This is a genomic window from Kitasatospora sp. NPDC091207 (assembly GCF_044768625.1).
GTDB lineage: Bacteria > Actinomycetota > Actinomycetes > Streptomycetales > Streptomycetaceae > Kitasatospora.
The window spans coordinates 560,555-574,928 of the sequence record NZ_JBIVVS010000001.1; the positions used below are offsets into that span (position 1 = coordinate 560,555).

Consider the following 14,374-nt stretch of genomic DNA (forward strand, 5'->3'; position numbering starts at 1 on the left):
GGCCCATGCTGACCATCGGATCCATCGTGTTGGGTGTCGCGGACGTCCGGCGCGCGGTCGCCTTCTGGACGGAGGCGCTGGGCTACGTCCCCCGTGACGAGGGCGAGGACCACTGGGTGGTCCTGGTGCCCGCGAAGGGGCCCGGTGTGCAACTGGCGCTCGGTCTCAGCGAGTCGCCCGTTCAGGAACAGCCCCGCGTCCACCTCGACCTGTACACGGCGGACGCCGCCGAGCAGGCGGCCGAGATCGAGCGGCTGGTCGCGCTGGGGGCCCGGACCGTCGACTGGGACCGCTATCCGGAGGACCCGGACTTCGTCGTCCTCGCCGACCCGGACGGCAACCGCTTCTGCGTGATCGACACCACCCACGGCTGACGGTCGGCCGGAGCCCGCGTCACTCGTCGTGGCCGCCTCTGCGGTGCCGGCGGCCACTGCCCGGCTCCCGCATCCGGCTTTCCAGTCCGCTGCGGACCCGCTGCGTCAGGGTCCCGGCGGCGGCCGCCAGGAAGACGAAGTTGTAGACGATCTGCAGGATCACGATGAGCCGGGGCCACTGCCCGGCCGCCGTGATGTCGCCGTAGCCGACGGTGGCCATCGTGACGATGGTGAAGTAGAGCGCGTCGAGACGGGTGCTCAGGCCGATGAACTCGCCCTCCGAAGCGGCCAGCACGTAGTACGTCGCGGCGAAGACGGTGAGCGAGAGACAGATCAGGAAGACCAGCCACACCCCGGGCCGCCGGCCCGTCCCGCGCAGGACGTCCCGCACCCGGGCCAGCAGGAGCCCGCTCAGCAGGGTCAGGCCGGCGATGAACACCAGCCAGCTGAACACCGGGCGGTTTTCGCCGAAGTAGCGCAGCGGCAGGGTGAAGTACGCGAGCATCAGCAGGGCGAACGAGCCCAGCAGGAGGAGCCAGGCCCGCAGGTCGATGCGGGCCTCGGTGGGCGGCGGGGGCGGGGTCGCGGACATCCCGCTCAGCCTGCCGCAGCGCCGCCGGACCCGCCCGCCGGGCTGCTCCGAACGGGCCCCCGGACCGGGGGAGCCGCGGGGCCGCCCGTACCCCGGGTACGACGAAGCCCCCGCCGTTTCCGGCGGGGGCTCGGTCGAAGGAAGGACCTCAGGCCGTCGTGCGCGGGGCCTCGGTGGCCTTGGTCACGTTGGTCGGCGCGACCGCCTGCGCGGCCACCGGCTGCTGCGGCGCGGCCTGCGCCTGCGGGGCGGCGGTGCTCTGCGCGGTACCCGGCGCGGCGGCGGCAGCGGCGTCCGCGGCCGGAGCCTCGTCCTCGCGCAGCGCCTTGGTCTCCGCCTTCAGAATGCGCATGGACTTGCCGAGGCCACGGGCCATCTCCGGCAGCTTCTTCGATCCGAACAGCAGGATGACGACCGCCAGCACCACCAGGAGGTGCCAGGGCTCAAGACCGTTCCGCAGCATCCCTGGCCACCGGTCCCTTCTTGTCTAGAGTCACGGGAGGGCAAAGCGCCCGACCTGGCCAGTATGCCTGGCCGTGGCGGCGAACGTATACACCGGCTGGGAAACGCTGGTCAAAAACCAGGTGCCGCCAGGGCGGACGGCGATGAGTGGTGGAGAACAGGCGATGAATTCCAGCCACCGGGATCAATTGGCATAACCGATGATGAGGACGCAGAACACCAGCGCCACCGCCGCCACGGAGACCGAGAGCACCAGGAGGACGGGCGTCCCCGGCAGCGGTTCTCCCCCGCGCATCGCCGCCTGCACCCGGGTCCACCGCCGGTACGCCGCCACCCCGAGGGCCGCCCCGCCGAGCGCGCAGACCGCCGCCAGGGCGATCCGCAGCGGCGCGGGGGCGACACCGGGGGTCAGCTGGTCGATGGCGATGCCGCCCGCGAGCAGGCCGAGCGCGGTGCGGATCCAGGCCAGGAAGGTCCGCTCGTTGGCCAGCGAGAAGCGGTAGTCCGGCTCGTCGTCGTCCGGCGGCCGCGCTTCCGGGTCCGCTTCCGGGTCCGGCTCCGGCCCCAGGTCCGCCATCCGCCCTCCCGCTGTGCTCCGGGTGTCCCGTCGCACCCAGGCTGCCCTGCCCGGCGTCGGGGCGCAGCTCGGACCGGGGGAACTCGGATGCGTCGACCGGCGGGCGTCCGCCAGACTGCGCCGATGAGCATCGACGCGCCCGGCCCCGCGACCCCTGGCCCCGCGACCCTTGGCCCCGTAGCCTCCGGCCCCGTAGCCTCCGGCCCCGTAGCCTCCGGCCCCGTAGCCTCCGGCCCCGTAGCCTCCGGCCCCGCGACCCCCGGCCCCGCGACCCCCGGCCCCGCAGCCTCCGGCACCGCCCGGGAGCGGGCCCTGCGGCACGTCGCGGCGCTCGCCACCGGCGGGCCGCTCGACGCCGGGCTGCGCGTCACCCTCAACTTCCACCCCGACCGGGCCGACGGCGGCCGGGACATCCTGGAGGCGCTCGCGCGGGACGGCGTCTACCGCTCCCAGTTCGTCACCGGCACCGGCAACGGCGGCCTGACCGCCCACCCCGGCGGTGACCGCCGGCGCTGGGAGAGCCGGATCTTCGGCGGCGCCTACGACGAGGCACCCGCCGAGGAGCGCCCGGTGTACGGGGCGCTCGACTTCCGCCGCAAGCCCCTCGGCGCGGCGCCGCGCTTCGGCTCGGCCCACTTCCGGCTCACGCCGAAGGCCCTCGCCCGGGCCACCTTCTGCTACCCCGACAGCTTCCTCGACCCGACCGACTTCGGCACCGCCGACCGGATGGCGCTGATCGCCCTCGCCGAGGCCGACGACACGGACGCGCTGGACGACTACATCGAGGCCCAGGTGCACGGCCCGGTCCGGCTCGACACGGACGTGGAGGCGCTGGTCCTGGACCCGAGCTTCCGGGGCACCCCGGTGGAGGAGCGGGCCCGCCGGCTGCCGTGCCCGCTCGCGTGGCACCCCGGCCTGCGCCTGTCCACCGAGGAGCTGAGCCGCCACCCCGACTACCGGGGCCCCGAGTTCGTCGCCCTCGGCATCGCGATCGCCGAGGACGGCCTGCTGGACCCACGCATCATCGGCGAGGCCGTCCGCGCCGGCCGGCACGATCCGCAGGACCTCAAGCGGGTCTGGCACTACCTGGCCCGCTTCGGCTCGCCGGTCGGGTAGCGGCCCGGTCGCTCCCCGGGGACGTCGTACAGCCCGTCGTGCAGCACGTCGTGCCGTGTGTCGTGAACGGGCCCGGCGGCGGGTGCCGGTCCGAACGGCCGCGGCGAATCCGGGGCCGGTCCGGGGGCGGGCACGACCGCCGCGTGCCGCGGCCGGACGTCATCGGTCGGCCTCGGGCGGAGCGGCCACCAGATCGCCCGGCCGAGGAGGGCGGCGAGGGCGGGGACCAGCACCAGGGACAGGACGAGCGCGGAGAGCATGATGCCCAGCGCCATCGCGAAGGCGACCTGCTCGCTGCCGGGAGTCGTGGCGAGGGTGCCGAAGGAACCGGCCAGCACCAGCCCGGCCATCGTGATGGCCGGTGTCGTGTACCGCACCGCACGGGCCACGGCGTCGCGGGCCGGGCCCGGTCGCCGCATCTCCTCCCGGATCCGGTCGCTGATCAGGATGTTGTAGTCGGTGCCCAGTGCCACGACGAACAGGAACAGCACCAGGGGAAGGGTGAAGCTGACACCCGGCTTGCCGAGGAGGTGCTGGAACACCAGCGTGGCGGCCCCGAGGGTGGCGGCGAAGCCGAGCCCGACGGCGAGCATCAGGACCAGGGGCGCGAGGAGGCTGCGCAGGAGCAGCAGGAGGATCAGCGCGATCAGCGCGGCCGCGACCGGGAACACGATCCTGAGGTCGCGGCCGACGGCGGTCGAGACGTCCGCGAAGATCGCCGCCGTCCCGCCCACGTGGGCGCTCGTCCCGGCGGGGGTGTGCTGGGCGACGGCGGCCCGGATCGGTCCGGAAGCCAGGTCACGGGCCTGTTGGCTCTGCGGGGCGGCGGTCGGGTAGAGGTCGATCCGGGCGGCCCGCTGGTCCGCGTTCAGGACGGTCGGGGCGACCTGGCCCACGCCGTCGACCCCGGTGAGGGCGCGGGAGAGGCCGTCCAGCCGGGCCGTGCTCAGGGCGGAGCCGTCCGTGCTGGTGACGTAGACGCTCGTCGGGTCCGACACGCCGGCCGGCAGCGCGCGGGAGATCTCCACCGCGGTGGCCGCGGCGGGGGTCCGGGCGCCCGAGTCGGCCTGGCCGTAGTCCATCCGGATGCCGGCCAGCCCGGCGGCCAGGGCGGCGAGCAGGGCGATGGAGGCGGTCAGCATCGCCAGCGGCCGTCGTGCGACCAGCTCGCCGAAGCGGGCGGCCCGGCCGTCGCGCGGCTGGTGGCGCAGGGTCTTGGAGGGCCAGAACATCTTGCGCCCGGCGGCCGCGAGCAGCGCCGGCATCAGGGTGAGGCTGCCGAGCAGCATCACCAGGACGGCGACGGCGATCGCGGGCCCCAGCGAGCGGAACTGCCCGAAGGTCGCCAGCCCCAGCGTGGCGAACGCGGCCACGATGGTCAGCGCCGCCGAGGTGATCGCGGTGCCCACCCGGGCGGAGACCTGCGCGGCCGCCTCCCGGGCGGGCTGCTCGGGCCGGGCGCGCAGCTGCTCGCGGAAGCGGAACAGCAGGAACAGCAGGTAGTCGATGCCGATGCCGAGCAGGACCACGTTGATCAGGCCGGGGGTGCCCGCGTCGAGCTTGCGCCCGGTGAGCAGCGCGGTACCCGCGACGGCCCCCACCGCCACGCCGCCGATCACGGTGACCGCGAGCAACGGCAGCAGGGCCGCCAGCACACTGCGGAACACCAGCACGTTGAGCAGGACGATGAGCACCAGGACGAGCGCGCCGCCGACCTTGGCGGCGGTGTCGTGGGCATCGGTCGTGTCGACGGTGTCGGCGAGGCCGCCGGTGAAGCCGGTCCGCATCCCGGCCTCGGCGAACTGTGCCCGGGCGGCGTCCCGGAAAGCCCGGTAGACGCCCTGGACCCCCTGGTCCGCGGGGCTCCCGGTCAGCTGGACGGAGAGCAGTTCGAAGCTCCGGTCGGGCGCCGTCATGGCCGGGGCGACCCGGGGCGTCTGGGAGCGGTCCGGGATCAGGAACTGCGGGCCGTCGTCCTTCCGGGGCATCGTCACCCGGCGCTGGGCCAGCTTCGCCGCCTCGGCCGCGACCCGCTCCTGGTCGGCCGGTTCGAGGGCCCGGCCGTCGGTCCGGGCGACCAGCACCGTCACCGTGCTGGCGTCGGGGTCCACCCCGAACTGCTCCTCGGCGATCCGCAGCGCGGCGGCCGAGTCGTAGCTGCGGGGCAGGAAGTCCCCGGTCTGGCTCTGGGTGACGCGGCCGAGCAGGGTCGGGGCCAGGCCGATCAGGACGAAGCCCAGCACCCCCCAGAGGGCGATGGTCTTCCACGGATGTCTGGTGGAGCAACCGGTCAGGGCGCGGATCACGATGTCCTCCGGCGGACGGGCGACTGCGGATGTCTGCCGGGGTCTCCCGGCCGGTCTCCAGACCATCACCGCGAGGGGCCCGCGGGCGTCGTGGCGGCGGATGATCCGGAGCGGGGCCCTGGGGCCCGCCCGGGGCCCTGACCAGGACCCTGGTCCTGGTCAGGGCCCCCGCGCGGGGGTGGCCCGCCGGTTGCTGTGCGACCCTGTCCCGGGGCCGGGAGGCCGGCCGCACGAGGCCGCACGAGGCCGCACGAGGCCGCACGAGGCCGCACGAGGCCGCACGACCAGGCCGGACGACCAAGCCGTGCGACCAGGCCCGACCAGGCCGGACACGAGAGGGACGGGCATGACCAGGAGTCGACACACCGGGCCGGGTGCTGCCCCGGAGCCGCGGCTCGTCGACGGCGCGGAGCCGTCGCGGCCCCGCAACGACGCGTTCGTGGCCGCCGGGGCCTGCGCGCTGAACCTGCTCAGCTACGTGTTCTTCGACAGCCCCGACGCCAAGTACGAGGTCAACGCGGCCGGGTTCCTGCTCGTCGCGCTGGCGGCCGTGCCGCTGCTCGCCCGGCGCAGCCACCCGGTGGCGGCACTCGCCGCCGTCCTGGCCCTCGACGCGACGGCCGCCGTGACCGTCCCGCTGCCCACCCACTTCGGCGCGGTGCTGGTCGTCGCCCTGTACTCGGTCGTCAGGGGCTGCCCCGGCCGGGTGACGGCGGTCGTGGCCGCCGTGACGGCCTTGGTGACGCTGCTGAGCCAGAGCGGTGGCCGGCTCCCATATCCGCAGACCGCCCTCACCGCGTCCCTCTCCACCCTGATCGTGGTCGGCACCGGGTTGGCGGTCAACCGCTGGCAGCGGGAGGTGGCGGCCAACCGCAGACTCCTCGCCGACCGTGCCGTGGCCGACGAACGCCGCCGCATCGCACGGGAGTTGCACGACATTGTGGCCCACCACATCACCACCATGCAGCTGATGGCCGGTGGGGCCCGGGCCAACCTCGGCCGGCCGGAGGTGGTCCGGGAGGCCCTGGTCACCCTGGAGTCCTCCGGGCGGCTGGCCCTGCGTGAGATGCGCCAACTCCTCGACGTGCTGCGGGCCGGCGACGAACCGGAGACCGCGCCGCCGCTGCCCCAGCCGGGTGTCGACGACCTCGACCGGCTGGCGGCCGAGTCCCGCCTCGCCGGGCTGCCGACCACGTTCGAGATCCTCGGGACGCCGCGTCCGCTGCCGCCGACGGTCGGTCTCACGGTGTTCAGGATCGCGCAGGAGGCTCTGACCAACGCCCGTAAGTACGCGGGGCCCGCCCGCGCGTCCGTCCTGCTGACCTACCGTCGGGACGGCGTCGGGGTCGAGGTCCGGGACGACGGCGGGGGCGCGCCGCCGCAGGAGGCGGCCGGCGCGGGCGGGTACGGCCTGATCGGCATGCGCGAGCGCGTCGCGCTGCACGGCGGCACCCTGACCGTCGGCCCGCAGGCCGCCGGAGGGTTCGCGGTGGTCGCCGACCTGCCGCTGGGCACGGACGAGACGGCCGAGGCGGGCGTCCAGCACGAAGGGGTGTACCGATGACCGGGACGGGGCCGAGCCGGCCGAGGATCAGGGTGCTGATCGCGGACGACCAGCCGCTGGTCCGGCGCGGCCTGTCACTGATCCTCGCCCCCGACCCGTCCTTCGAGGTGGTGGGGGAGGCCGGGGACGGCGCGCAGGCCGTCACGCTCGCGCACCGACTGCGGCCCGACGTCGTGGTGATGGACATCCGGATGCCCGTCCTCGACGGGGTCGGCGCGACCGGGGAGCTCGCCGCCACCCTGCCCGGCTGCCGGGTCCTGGCCCTCAGCACCTTCGACCTCGACGAGTACGTCGTGGGCGCCCTGCGCGCCGGCGCCTACGGCTTCCTCCCCAAGGACAGCTCGCCGGAGGACCTCGCCGCGGCGATCCGCACCGTCCACGCCGGTGAGGCCGTCGTGGCGCCGCGGCTGCTCACCCGGCTGATCTCCACCTACGTACGGGCCCCGCGCGAGGCGCGGCCGGTCCCCGCCGGCCTGGACGAACTCACCCCGCGCGAGGTCGAGGTGTGGCGGCTGATGGCCACCGGCCTGGACAACGCCGGGATCGCCGGCGATCTGGACATCAGCCTCTCCACCGTCAAGAACCACATCACCAGCATCTTCGACAAGCTCGCCGTCCGTGACCGGGCCCAAGCGGTCATCGCGGCCTACGAATCGGGCCTGGTCACCGCCCGGCCGGCGGCCGGCGGCCGACCTGCCGGTTAGCGGCAGCTCCCGGGCCCGGCAGCGGGCCCGGTTCAGCGCCCGGCCGGGCGGGCCTCGCGGCGGGCCAGCAGGTAGCCCCGGCGGGTCGCCGCCTCCTCCGGGAGACCGGCCCGCTCCAGCCGCGCCTCCACGCCGAACCCGGCCTCCTCCAGCAGGGCGGCGACGCGTTCCGACTCCAGGAAGTGGAAGTCGATGGTGACGGGGTGCCCCCACCACTCGTCGAGCCGCCGCACCTCGGTGCCGAGGTGGAAGGAGACCAGCAGGGTGCCGGACGGCCGCAGCACCCGCCACATCTCCTCGAACGCGGGCCGCAGCTCGTCGGGTTCGAGGTGGATCACCGAGTAGAGCGCGACCGCCGCCGCGAACTCCCCGTCCGCGGCGGGCAGTCGCAGCAGGTCCCCTTCGCGGAACTCCGCCCCCGGGTGATCCCGCCGGGCGATCTCCACCATCGCCGGCGACAGGTCGATCCCGACCACCGCCGCGCCCCGCTCCGCCAGCCACCCCGCCACGTGGCCCGGCCCGCACCCGAGGTCGGCCACCGGCCCGCCCCGGGCCGCCTCCACCACCACCCCGAGCAGCGCCCGGTCCACCGCCTTGTGGGCCAACTCGCCGCCGATCCGGCGCCGGTACTCCGGTGCGACGTTGTCGTAGCCGGCCCGGACCCGTCCATGCTCAGCGCTGTGTGGCATGCCCGGCAGCCTGGCACGCCGCCGGGCCGCGGGGAAGCCGCCCCGGCAGCCGCGAGAGCCCCCGCCCGGGGGCGGGGGCTCTTGATGACGCGCGGGGGAGGGGAGCGGGCTTCCGGTCAGACGGCGGCGGGCTCGGCGGCTTCGGCGGCTTCGGCGGGCTCGGCGGGCCGGGCGGGGAGGTGGGCCATCAGGCGGTAGGCGAGCAGGGCGGCGCCGACCGCGAAGACCAGGCCGACCACGGCGGCCACGTGCAGGCCGTCGGTGAAGGCGGCGCGGGCGGTGTCGAGCAGCTCGGTGCCGACGCGGCCGGGCAGCCGGGCGGCGACGGTGACCGCGCCGCCGAGGGTGTCCTGGGCGGTGCGGGCGGCCTCGCCGTCGAGCCCGGCCGGGAGGGCGCCGTCCAGCCGGGAGCGGTAGACGGCGGCGCCGGCCGCGCCGAGCAGGGCGATGCCGAGCGAGCTGCCGAGCTCGACCGCGGTCTCGGAGGTGGCGGAGGCGGTGCCGGCCCGCTCGATCGGCGCGGCGGAGACGACCATCTCGGCGGTGAGGGTCATGGTGCCGACGGTGCCGGCGGCCAGGACGCCCGCCGCGGTGAGGATGAGGGCGAGCGGCGAGTCGGCGCCGACCTGGGTCATCATCGCGAAGCCGACCGCGCCGACCAGGAAGCCGCCGGCCATCAGCACCGCCGGACGGACCTTCCCGGCGAGCGCCGAGCTCACCCCGACCGCCGCACCGACGCCCACGCTGGGGACGAGCGACCAGAGCGCGGCCGTCAGCGGGCTCATGCCCTTGACCAGCTGCAGGTACTGCGAGGTGAAGAGGGTGAAGCCCATCATCGCGAACATCGCCACCGTGTTGACGGTGATCGCCCCGGAGAAGGCGCGGATCCGGAACAGGCTCAGGTCGAGCAGCGGGTCGGCGGCGGTGCGCTGGCGTCGGACGAAGAGGCCGACGAAGAGCAGCCCGACCGGGACGGCCGCGGCGGCGAGCGGGCTCCAGCCGTCCACCGCGAGGGTCTTGACGCCGTAGACCAGCGGCAGGATCGCGGCCAGCGAGAGGCCGGCGCCGAGCAGGTCGAAGCGGCCGCGCCGCGGCGCGCGGTACTCGGGCAGCAGGAGGGGGGCGGCGATCAGCAGCAGGACCATCACCGGGACGGCGATCAGGAAGGCCGAGCCCCACCAGAAGTGGTCCAGCAGGAGGCCGCCGACCACGGGGCCGAGCGTGGCGCCGGCGGTGAGGATGCCGCCCCAGGCGCCGAGGGCGATCTGCCGCTGCTTGGGGTCGTGGAACATGTTCCGGATCAGCGCGAGGGTCGAGGGCATCACCGTCGCCCCGGCCGCGCCGAGCACGGCGCGGGCGGCGATCAGCTGGCCCGCGCCGTCGGCGTGGGCGGCCAGCACCGAGGCACCGATGAAGCCGGCGGCTCCGATCATCAGCAGCCGGCGACGGCCGATCCGGTCGCCCAGCGAGCCCATCGTGATCAGCAGCCCGGCCAGCAGGAACGAGTACATGTCCATGATCCACAGCTGCTCGGTGCCGCTCGGCGCCAGTGTGGTGGAGATGAACGGGACGGCGAAGAAGAGCACGCCCATGTCCATGGTCAGGACGAGCGTCGGGAGCAGGAGGACGGTCAGGCCGATCCATTCGCGACGGCCTGCGCGGCCGGTGGTTGCGGTCATGGGGAAGACGGTACGGGCGTGTCAGACACCTGTCTAGTACAAGCGTCTAAATCATTTGTCTCAGGCATGTGTGTGAGACATACGTGCAAGACATCTGTCCAGGCAAGCCGTAGCATCGGGCCATGGGAAATCGTGAGGACCTCCTGGCCGGCGCCAAGCGCTGCCTGTACGAGAAGGGCTACGGGCGCACCACCGCCCGGGACATCGCCACCGCCTCCGGCGTCAGCCTGGCGGCCATCGGCTACCACTTCGGGTCCAAGGAGGCGCTGCTCAACGCGGCGCTGATCGAGGCGACGGGGGAGTGGGGCGCGGCGCTGGGCGCCGTGGTGGCGCGCGCGAACGAGCTCGCGGACGGCCCGGAGGAGCGGTTCGTCGCGGTCTGGGAAGGCGTCAAGGAGACCTTCGTCGAACACCGCGGCCTCTGGGCCGCACAGTTCGAGGCGATGGTGCAGGCCGAGCGGGCACCCGAGCTGGCGGCGGCGCTCACCGCCGCGCAGAAGGGCGGGAGGCTCGGGCTCGCGGCACTGTTCCAGGGGCTCACCGAGGTGCCGGACACCGAGGACGAACTGGCCCGCGGCATGTTCTACCAGGCCCTGCTGGTCGGCCTGGCCGCGCAGTGGCTGGCCTCGCCCGAGATGGCGCCGACCGGGCGGGACTTCCTGCGCGGACTGCAGCTGGTCGGTGACGCCGTGCTGCGGCCCGCTACGCCGTGACCGCCGTCAGCAGCACCACCGAGTCGACGTGGGCCAGCAGCCCGTGCCGTTCCTGCGGGATCGGGTGCAGCCGGCCCGCGGTCAGCTCCTGCCGCTGCCCGGCGACGGTGAGCGAGACCCGGCCGCGCAACACCTGAAGGCTCGCGGCGGCGGGCGCGTTGTGCTCGTCCAGCGACGTCCCGGCGGTCAGCGCGATCACCGTCTGGCGCAGCACGCCGTCGTGCAGCACCAGGTGGGCGCTGCGCCCGTGCGGGCTCTCGGCGGCTTTGGCCGCGTGCTCCACGGCGAGCTGTTCGAGATCGACCATCGGGTGTCCTCCTGGTCCTGCCTGCCGGGCCCCCTCGCGGCGGCCCTGGGGCCAGCGTCGCGGACGCGCCGTGCTCGCGCACCCCGGAGCAACTCGGCGTGCGGCGATCGCGGACTGCGCCCATGGTGGATGCATGGCGACCAACGACAGTTTCCTCAGTGGCTTCCAGGTCAACCGTTCGCTGCTGGCCGGCGGTGCGGTTCTCACGGGCATCGGCGCGGTGCTCGGGGCGGCCGGCGCGGTCATGGTGTGCGCGGCGCTGGCCACGGCCGGGCGCTCGTGGGTCCGGCAGCTGGACACCCCGCCGACGGCCATCGCGCAGCGGGCGCTGCGTCAGGCGAAGGCGGCCTCGACCGCGGCCTCCACGGCGGGCTGGGAGGCCTGGCGGGCCGAGCAGGGCTCGCTCAACTGAGCCCGGCCGGCCCGGCCCCGGGGCGCCCGGGTGCCCGTCGGCCGTTCCACCGGCTCCACCAGTTCCACCGGCTCCACCGTTCAGACGTCCGACCGTCCGACCCTTCCACCGCCGCGCCGCCCGGCTTCACCCGGGCGGCGCAACCGTGCGAACGGATCGGGAGCGCCGGCGGGCCGCCACGGGGGTGCGGCCCGCCGGCGGGGTGCTCCCTACAGGCCGAGCGACTTCGCGACGATGCTGCGCATGACCTCGCTGGTGCCGCCGTAGATCCGGAACACCCGGTTGTCGGTGTAGAGGCGGGCGATCGGGTACTCCAGGATGTAGCCGTAACCGCCGTGCAGCTGGAGGCACTTGTCGATCACGCCGGAGGCCGACTCGGTGCAGAACAGCTTGGTCGCCGCCGCGTCCGCGACCGTCAGCTCCCCCTGCTGGTAGAGCTCCAGCGCGCGGTCGACCATCGACTGCTGGGCCACCACCTGGGCCTCGCAGTCGGCCAGCGTGAACTTGGTGTTCTGGAACTCGGCCACCGCCTGGCCGAACACCTTGCGCTCCTTGACGTACTGGACCGCGAACCGCACCGCCGCCGCCGAGGCCGCGTAGGCGCCGACCGCGATCGCCAGCCGCTCCTGGACCAGGTTGTGGGTCAGGTAGGAGAAGGCCTTGCCCTCCTCGCCGAGCAGGTTCTCCACCGGCACCTTGACGTCGCTGAACGCCAGCTCGGCGGTGTCGGAGGTGCGCAGGCCGATCTTCTGCAGTTTGCGGCCGACGGTGTAGCCCTCGGAGGTGGTGTCCACGCAGAGGATGGAGAGGCCGGCCCGGCGGTTCTGCGGGTCGTGCGGCGCGGTCCGGCAGATCACCAGGACGAGGTCGGCGAGCACCCCGCCGGTGATGAAGGTCTTGGCGCCGTTGAGGACGTAGTGGGTGCCGTCCTCGGAGAGCCGGGCGGTGGTGGTGATGCCCGCGAGGTCGGAGCCGGCGCCCGGCTCGGTCATCGCGATGGCGGTCATGATGTCGCCGGAGACGAAACCGGGCAGCCAGCGCCGCTTCTGCTCCTCGTCGGCGTACTCCAGCAGGTACGGCAGCACCAGACCGGTGTGCACGCCGGAGGAGCCGAAGCTGACGCCCGCCCGGGCGGTCTCCTCGGCCACGACCGCCTGGTACTTGAAGCCGCTCTCGCCCGCGCCGCCGTACTCCTCCGGGACCTCGATGCCGTAGACGCCCAGCGCGCCGAGTTGGCGGTAGAAGTCGCGCGGCGGGTGGCCCTCGGCCTCCCAGCTCTCGTAGACGGGGACGACCTCATTGGCGATGAAGTCCCGGATGGTCTCCCGGAAGGCCTCGTGGTCCTCGGTGAACACGGTGCGGCGCACGACGGCGCTCCCTTCGGTGGTGCCAGGCGGTGCCGGGCGGTGCGGGCCGGTGGACAGCTGATCGCCCCACAAGTCAATCCCGGGTAGCTTCGACTTGTCCAGGGTCGGCGCGGCGGTGTCCGGAGCGTGACCGAGCCCGGTACGGCGGGCATCGGGCCGCCACAAGTGAATCCTTGCTAGCCTACGGGCGGTGGTGCGGGCGGCCTGGTGGCCCGCGGGGCCGCCGGCCGGGCGGCCGGCCCACGGGCGGGCGAGACGAGGAGCGGCGGCATGGTGGTACGACGGCCGCCCGCGCGATCCCGGCAGGCGCAGATCCTCGCCGTGGCCGCCGAGCGCTTCCACCGCAGCGGGTACCACCAGGTGTCGATGACCGAGGTCGCCGCCGGGGTCGGCATCACCGCGCCGGCCCTCTACCGGCACTTCCGGGGCAAGCCCGAACTGCTCGACCGGGCCCTGCGGGTGGGGCTGGACGAACTGGCCGGCGGGCTGCGCGCGGCGACGACCACGACGGCCGTCGGTGCCGTGCTGGCCGCCGTGGCGGTCGGACACCGCCCGCTCGGCACGCTGGTGCAGCGCGACGCCCGGCTGCTGCCGCCCGCCCGACGGGCCGCGCTGCGCCGTGAGCTGCGGGCGGACGTCGCGCTGATGGCCGCCGTGCTCCGCGCCGAGCGGGCGGAACTCGGCTCCGCCGACGCGGAGTTGCTCTGCTGGTCGGCGCTCTCGGCCGGGGCCGGGCTCTCCTACCAGTCGGCCGTCCCGCAGCCGCGCCGGGCCGAGCGACTGCTGCGCGAGCTGGTGGCGGCGATCCTGGCGGTGCCGCTGGGCGGCACGCGGCCCGACCCGCGGGGCCGCGCCCCGGTGGCGCCCTCCCTGCCGCGGTCGCGCCGGGAGGAACTGCTCGCGGCGGCGGTGCGGTTGTTCCACCGGCGCGGGTTCGACAACGTCAGCACCGACCAACTCGGCGCCGCCGTGGGCATATCGGGGCCCAGCGTGTACCGGCACTTCGACAGCAAGGCCCAGCTGCTGGCCGCCTCGCTGGTGCGCAGCCGGGAGCGGTTGTGGCACGAGGTGGAGGGCGCGATCGCCGTCGCCGCCGGCCCCGGGCCGGCCCTGGAGGCCGCGCTGGCCGCCTATGTGGGCTTCGCCCGGCGCAACGGCGACTATCTGGGCGCCATGGTGAGCGAGACCGAGCGGCTGGCCGCGCCGGACCGGCGGGCCGCGGTGGACTTCCGCCGGGACTTCCTGCGGACCTGGGTCGACCTGCTCCGCCAGGTGCGTCCCGAGTACGACGCGGCCGAGGCCCGGATCCGGGTGCACGCCCTGTTCGCGCTGGTCAACGACGGAGTGCGGAACCCTCCGTGCCGCGACCGGCCGGATCTCGGGGACTGCCTGCGGCGGCTCGGCCGGGCCGTGCTGGGCCTGCCCGGACCCGCCTAGCGACGGGTGCGCCCATCGACGGCAGGGTGCCCGCCCCCGTGCCGATGGGGGCGGGCACCCTGCCCGGCGGCCGCG

15 protein-coding genes are annotated in these 14,374 nt (G+C 74.7%); 7 read left to right on the top strand and 8 right to left on the bottom strand.

Annotated elements, in window-relative coordinates; translation table 11 throughout:
* Positions 1–5: 5 nt before the first annotated feature.
* Positions 6–374, top strand: a complete 369-nt coding sequence (locus tag ACIQTO_RS02480; protein WP_402381792.1) for a VOC family protein — start codon at positions 6–8, stop codon at positions 372–374.
* A gap of 19 nt (positions 375–393) precedes the next feature.
* Here ACIQTO_RS02480 and ACIQTO_RS02485 read toward each other — a convergent pair whose 3' ends face one another.
* The 3 genes from ACIQTO_RS02485 to ACIQTO_RS02495 form a co-directional block, all read right to left on the bottom strand.
* Positions 394–966 carry a potassium channel family protein gene (locus ACIQTO_RS02485; protein WP_402381795.1) on the bottom strand — a complete coding sequence of 191 codons (573 nt, stop codon included), beginning with the start codon at positions 964–966 and terminating at the stop codon, positions 394–396.
* A gap of 148 nt (positions 967–1,114) precedes the next feature.
* Entirely contained in the window at positions 1,115–1,429 is a 315-nt protein-coding gene (tatA, locus tag ACIQTO_RS02490; RefSeq protein ID WP_402381798.1) for a Sec-independent protein translocase subunit TatA, read from the bottom strand.
* A gap of 183 nt (positions 1,430–1,612) precedes the next feature.
* On the bottom strand, positions 1,613–2,005 hold the full coding sequence (locus tag ACIQTO_RS02495; RefSeq protein ID WP_402381801.1) for a YidH family protein: 393 nt from the start codon (positions 2,003–2,005) through the stop codon (positions 1,613–1,615).
* 123 nt (positions 2,006–2,128) lie between these two features.
* On the opposite strand from ACIQTO_RS02495, the gene ACIQTO_RS02500 reads away from it, so the two are divergent.
* Positions 2,129–3,121 (top strand): DUF3626 domain-containing protein, encoded by a 993-nt coding sequence (locus ACIQTO_RS02500; RefSeq protein ID WP_402381803.1) that lies wholly within the window; start codon positions 2,129–2,131, stop codon positions 3,119–3,121.
* Here the strand turns inward: ACIQTO_RS02500 and ACIQTO_RS02505 are convergent.
* Positions 3,088–5,427 (bottom strand): MMPL family transporter, encoded by a 2,340-nt coding sequence (locus tag ACIQTO_RS02505; protein ID WP_402381805.1) that lies wholly within the window; start codon positions 5,425–5,427, stop codon positions 3,088–3,090. The genes ACIQTO_RS02500 and ACIQTO_RS02505 overlap by 34 nt on opposite strands.
* Before the next feature lie 346 nt (positions 5,428–5,773).
* Here ACIQTO_RS02505 and ACIQTO_RS02510 point away from each other — a divergent pair, with 346 nt between their 5' ends.
* Both ACIQTO_RS02510 and ACIQTO_RS02515 read left to right on the top strand, forming a co-directional pair.
* On the top strand, positions 5,774–6,991 hold the full coding sequence (locus ACIQTO_RS02510; RefSeq protein ID WP_402381808.1) for a sensor histidine kinase: 1,218 nt from the start codon (positions 5,774–5,776) through the stop codon (positions 6,989–6,991).
* On the top strand, positions 6,988–7,695 hold the full coding sequence (locus ACIQTO_RS02515) for a response regulator (protein ID WP_402381811.1): 708 nt from the start codon (positions 6,988–6,990) through the stop codon (positions 7,693–7,695). The genes ACIQTO_RS02510 and ACIQTO_RS02515 overlap by 4 nt, the downstream gene beginning before the upstream one ends.
* Before the next feature lie 32 nt (positions 7,696–7,727).
* On the opposite strand, the gene ACIQTO_RS02520 is transcribed toward ACIQTO_RS02515, so the two are convergent.
* Together ACIQTO_RS02520 and ACIQTO_RS02525 are read right to left on the bottom strand one after the other, a co-directional pair.
* Positions 7,728–8,384, bottom strand: a complete 657-nt coding sequence (locus ACIQTO_RS02520) for a class I SAM-dependent methyltransferase (protein ID WP_402381814.1) — start codon at positions 8,382–8,384, stop codon at positions 7,728–7,730.
* A 116-nt stretch (positions 8,385–8,500) separates the two neighbouring features.
* Positions 8,501–10,063 carry an MFS transporter gene (locus tag ACIQTO_RS02525; RefSeq protein ID WP_402381817.1) on the bottom strand — a complete coding sequence of 521 codons (1,563 nt, stop codon included), beginning with the start codon at positions 10,061–10,063 and terminating at the stop codon, positions 8,501–8,503.
* Between the two features lie 122 nt (positions 10,064–10,185).
* Between ACIQTO_RS02525 and ACIQTO_RS02530 the strand changes: the two genes are divergently transcribed.
* Complete coding sequence (locus ACIQTO_RS02530) at positions 10,186–10,776, top strand: TetR/AcrR family transcriptional regulator (RefSeq protein ID WP_402381820.1); 591 nt, start codon at positions 10,186–10,188, stop codon at positions 10,774–10,776.
* Here ACIQTO_RS02530 and ACIQTO_RS02535 read toward each other — a convergent pair.
* On the bottom strand, positions 10,766–11,083 hold the full coding sequence (locus ACIQTO_RS02535) for a cupin (protein ID WP_402381823.1): 318 nt from the start codon (positions 11,081–11,083) through the stop codon (positions 10,766–10,768). The genes ACIQTO_RS02530 and ACIQTO_RS02535 overlap by 11 nt on opposite strands.
* A gap of 133 nt (positions 11,084–11,216) precedes the next feature.
* Here ACIQTO_RS02535 and ACIQTO_RS02540 point away from each other — a divergent pair, with 133 nt between their 5' ends.
* A complete protein-coding gene (locus ACIQTO_RS02540; RefSeq protein WP_402381825.1) occupies positions 11,217–11,495 on the top strand; it encodes a hypothetical protein in 279 nt (92 codons plus the stop codon).
* A 209-nt stretch (positions 11,496–11,704) separates the two neighbouring features.
* On the opposite strand, the gene ACIQTO_RS02545 is transcribed toward ACIQTO_RS02540, so the two are convergent.
* Entirely contained in the window at positions 11,705–12,862 is a 1,158-nt protein-coding gene (locus tag ACIQTO_RS02545) for an acyl-CoA dehydrogenase family protein (protein WP_402381828.1), read from the bottom strand.
* Between the two features lie 270 nt (positions 12,863–13,132).
* On the opposite strand from ACIQTO_RS02545, the gene ACIQTO_RS02550 reads away from it, so the two are divergent.
* Entirely contained in the window at positions 13,133–14,299 is a 1,167-nt protein-coding gene (locus ACIQTO_RS02550; RefSeq protein WP_402381831.1) for a TetR/AcrR family transcriptional regulator, read from the top strand.
* Positions 14,300–14,374: the final 75 nt, after the last annotated feature.

Excerpts from the sequence above, each read along its gene's own strand:
- ACIQTO_RS02520 (WP_402381814.1), bottom strand. The coding sequence starts at position 8,384 with ATGCCACACAGCGCTGAGCATGGACGGGTCCGGGCCGGCTACGACAAC.
- ACIQTO_RS02550 (WP_402381831.1), top strand. The coding sequence starts at position 13,133 with ATGGTGGTACGACGGCCGCCCGCGCGATCCCGGCAGGCGCAGATCCTC.
- ACIQTO_RS02510 (WP_402381808.1), top strand. The coding sequence starts at position 5,774 with ATGACCAGGAGTCGACACACCGGGCCGGGTGCTGCCCCGGAGCCGCGG.
- ACIQTO_RS02535 (WP_402381823.1), bottom strand. The coding sequence starts at position 11,083 with ATGGTCGATCTCGAACAGCTCGCCGTGGAGCACGCGGCCAAAGCCGCC.
- tatA (WP_402381798.1), bottom strand. The coding sequence starts at position 1,429 with ATGCTGCGGAACGGTCTTGAGCCCTGGCACCTCCTGGTGGTGCTGGCG.
- ACIQTO_RS02500 (WP_402381803.1), top strand. The coding sequence starts at position 2,129 with ATGAGCATCGACGCGCCCGGCCCCGCGACCCCTGGCCCCGCGACCCTT.
- ACIQTO_RS02495 (WP_402381801.1), bottom strand. The coding sequence starts at position 2,005 with ATGGCGGACCTGGGGCCGGAGCCGGACCCGGAAGCGGACCCGGAAGCG.
- ACIQTO_RS02515 (WP_402381811.1), top strand. The coding sequence starts at position 6,988 with ATGACCGGGACGGGGCCGAGCCGGCCGAGGATCAGGGTGCTGATCGCG.
- ACIQTO_RS02530 (WP_402381820.1), top strand. The coding sequence starts at position 10,186 with ATGGGAAATCGTGAGGACCTCCTGGCCGGCGCCAAGCGCTGCCTGTAC.
- ACIQTO_RS02525 (WP_402381817.1), bottom strand. The coding sequence starts at position 10,063 with ATGACCGCAACCACCGGCCGCGCAGGCCGTCGCGAATGGATCGGCCTG.
- ACIQTO_RS02540 (WP_402381825.1), top strand. The coding sequence starts at position 11,217 with ATGGCGACCAACGACAGTTTCCTCAGTGGCTTCCAGGTCAACCGTTCG.
- ACIQTO_RS02480 (WP_402381792.1), top strand. The coding sequence starts at position 6 with ATGCTGACCATCGGATCCATCGTGTTGGGTGTCGCGGACGTCCGGCGC.
- ACIQTO_RS02485 (WP_402381795.1), bottom strand. The coding sequence starts at position 966 with ATGTCCGCGACCCCGCCCCCGCCGCCCACCGAGGCCCGCATCGACCTG.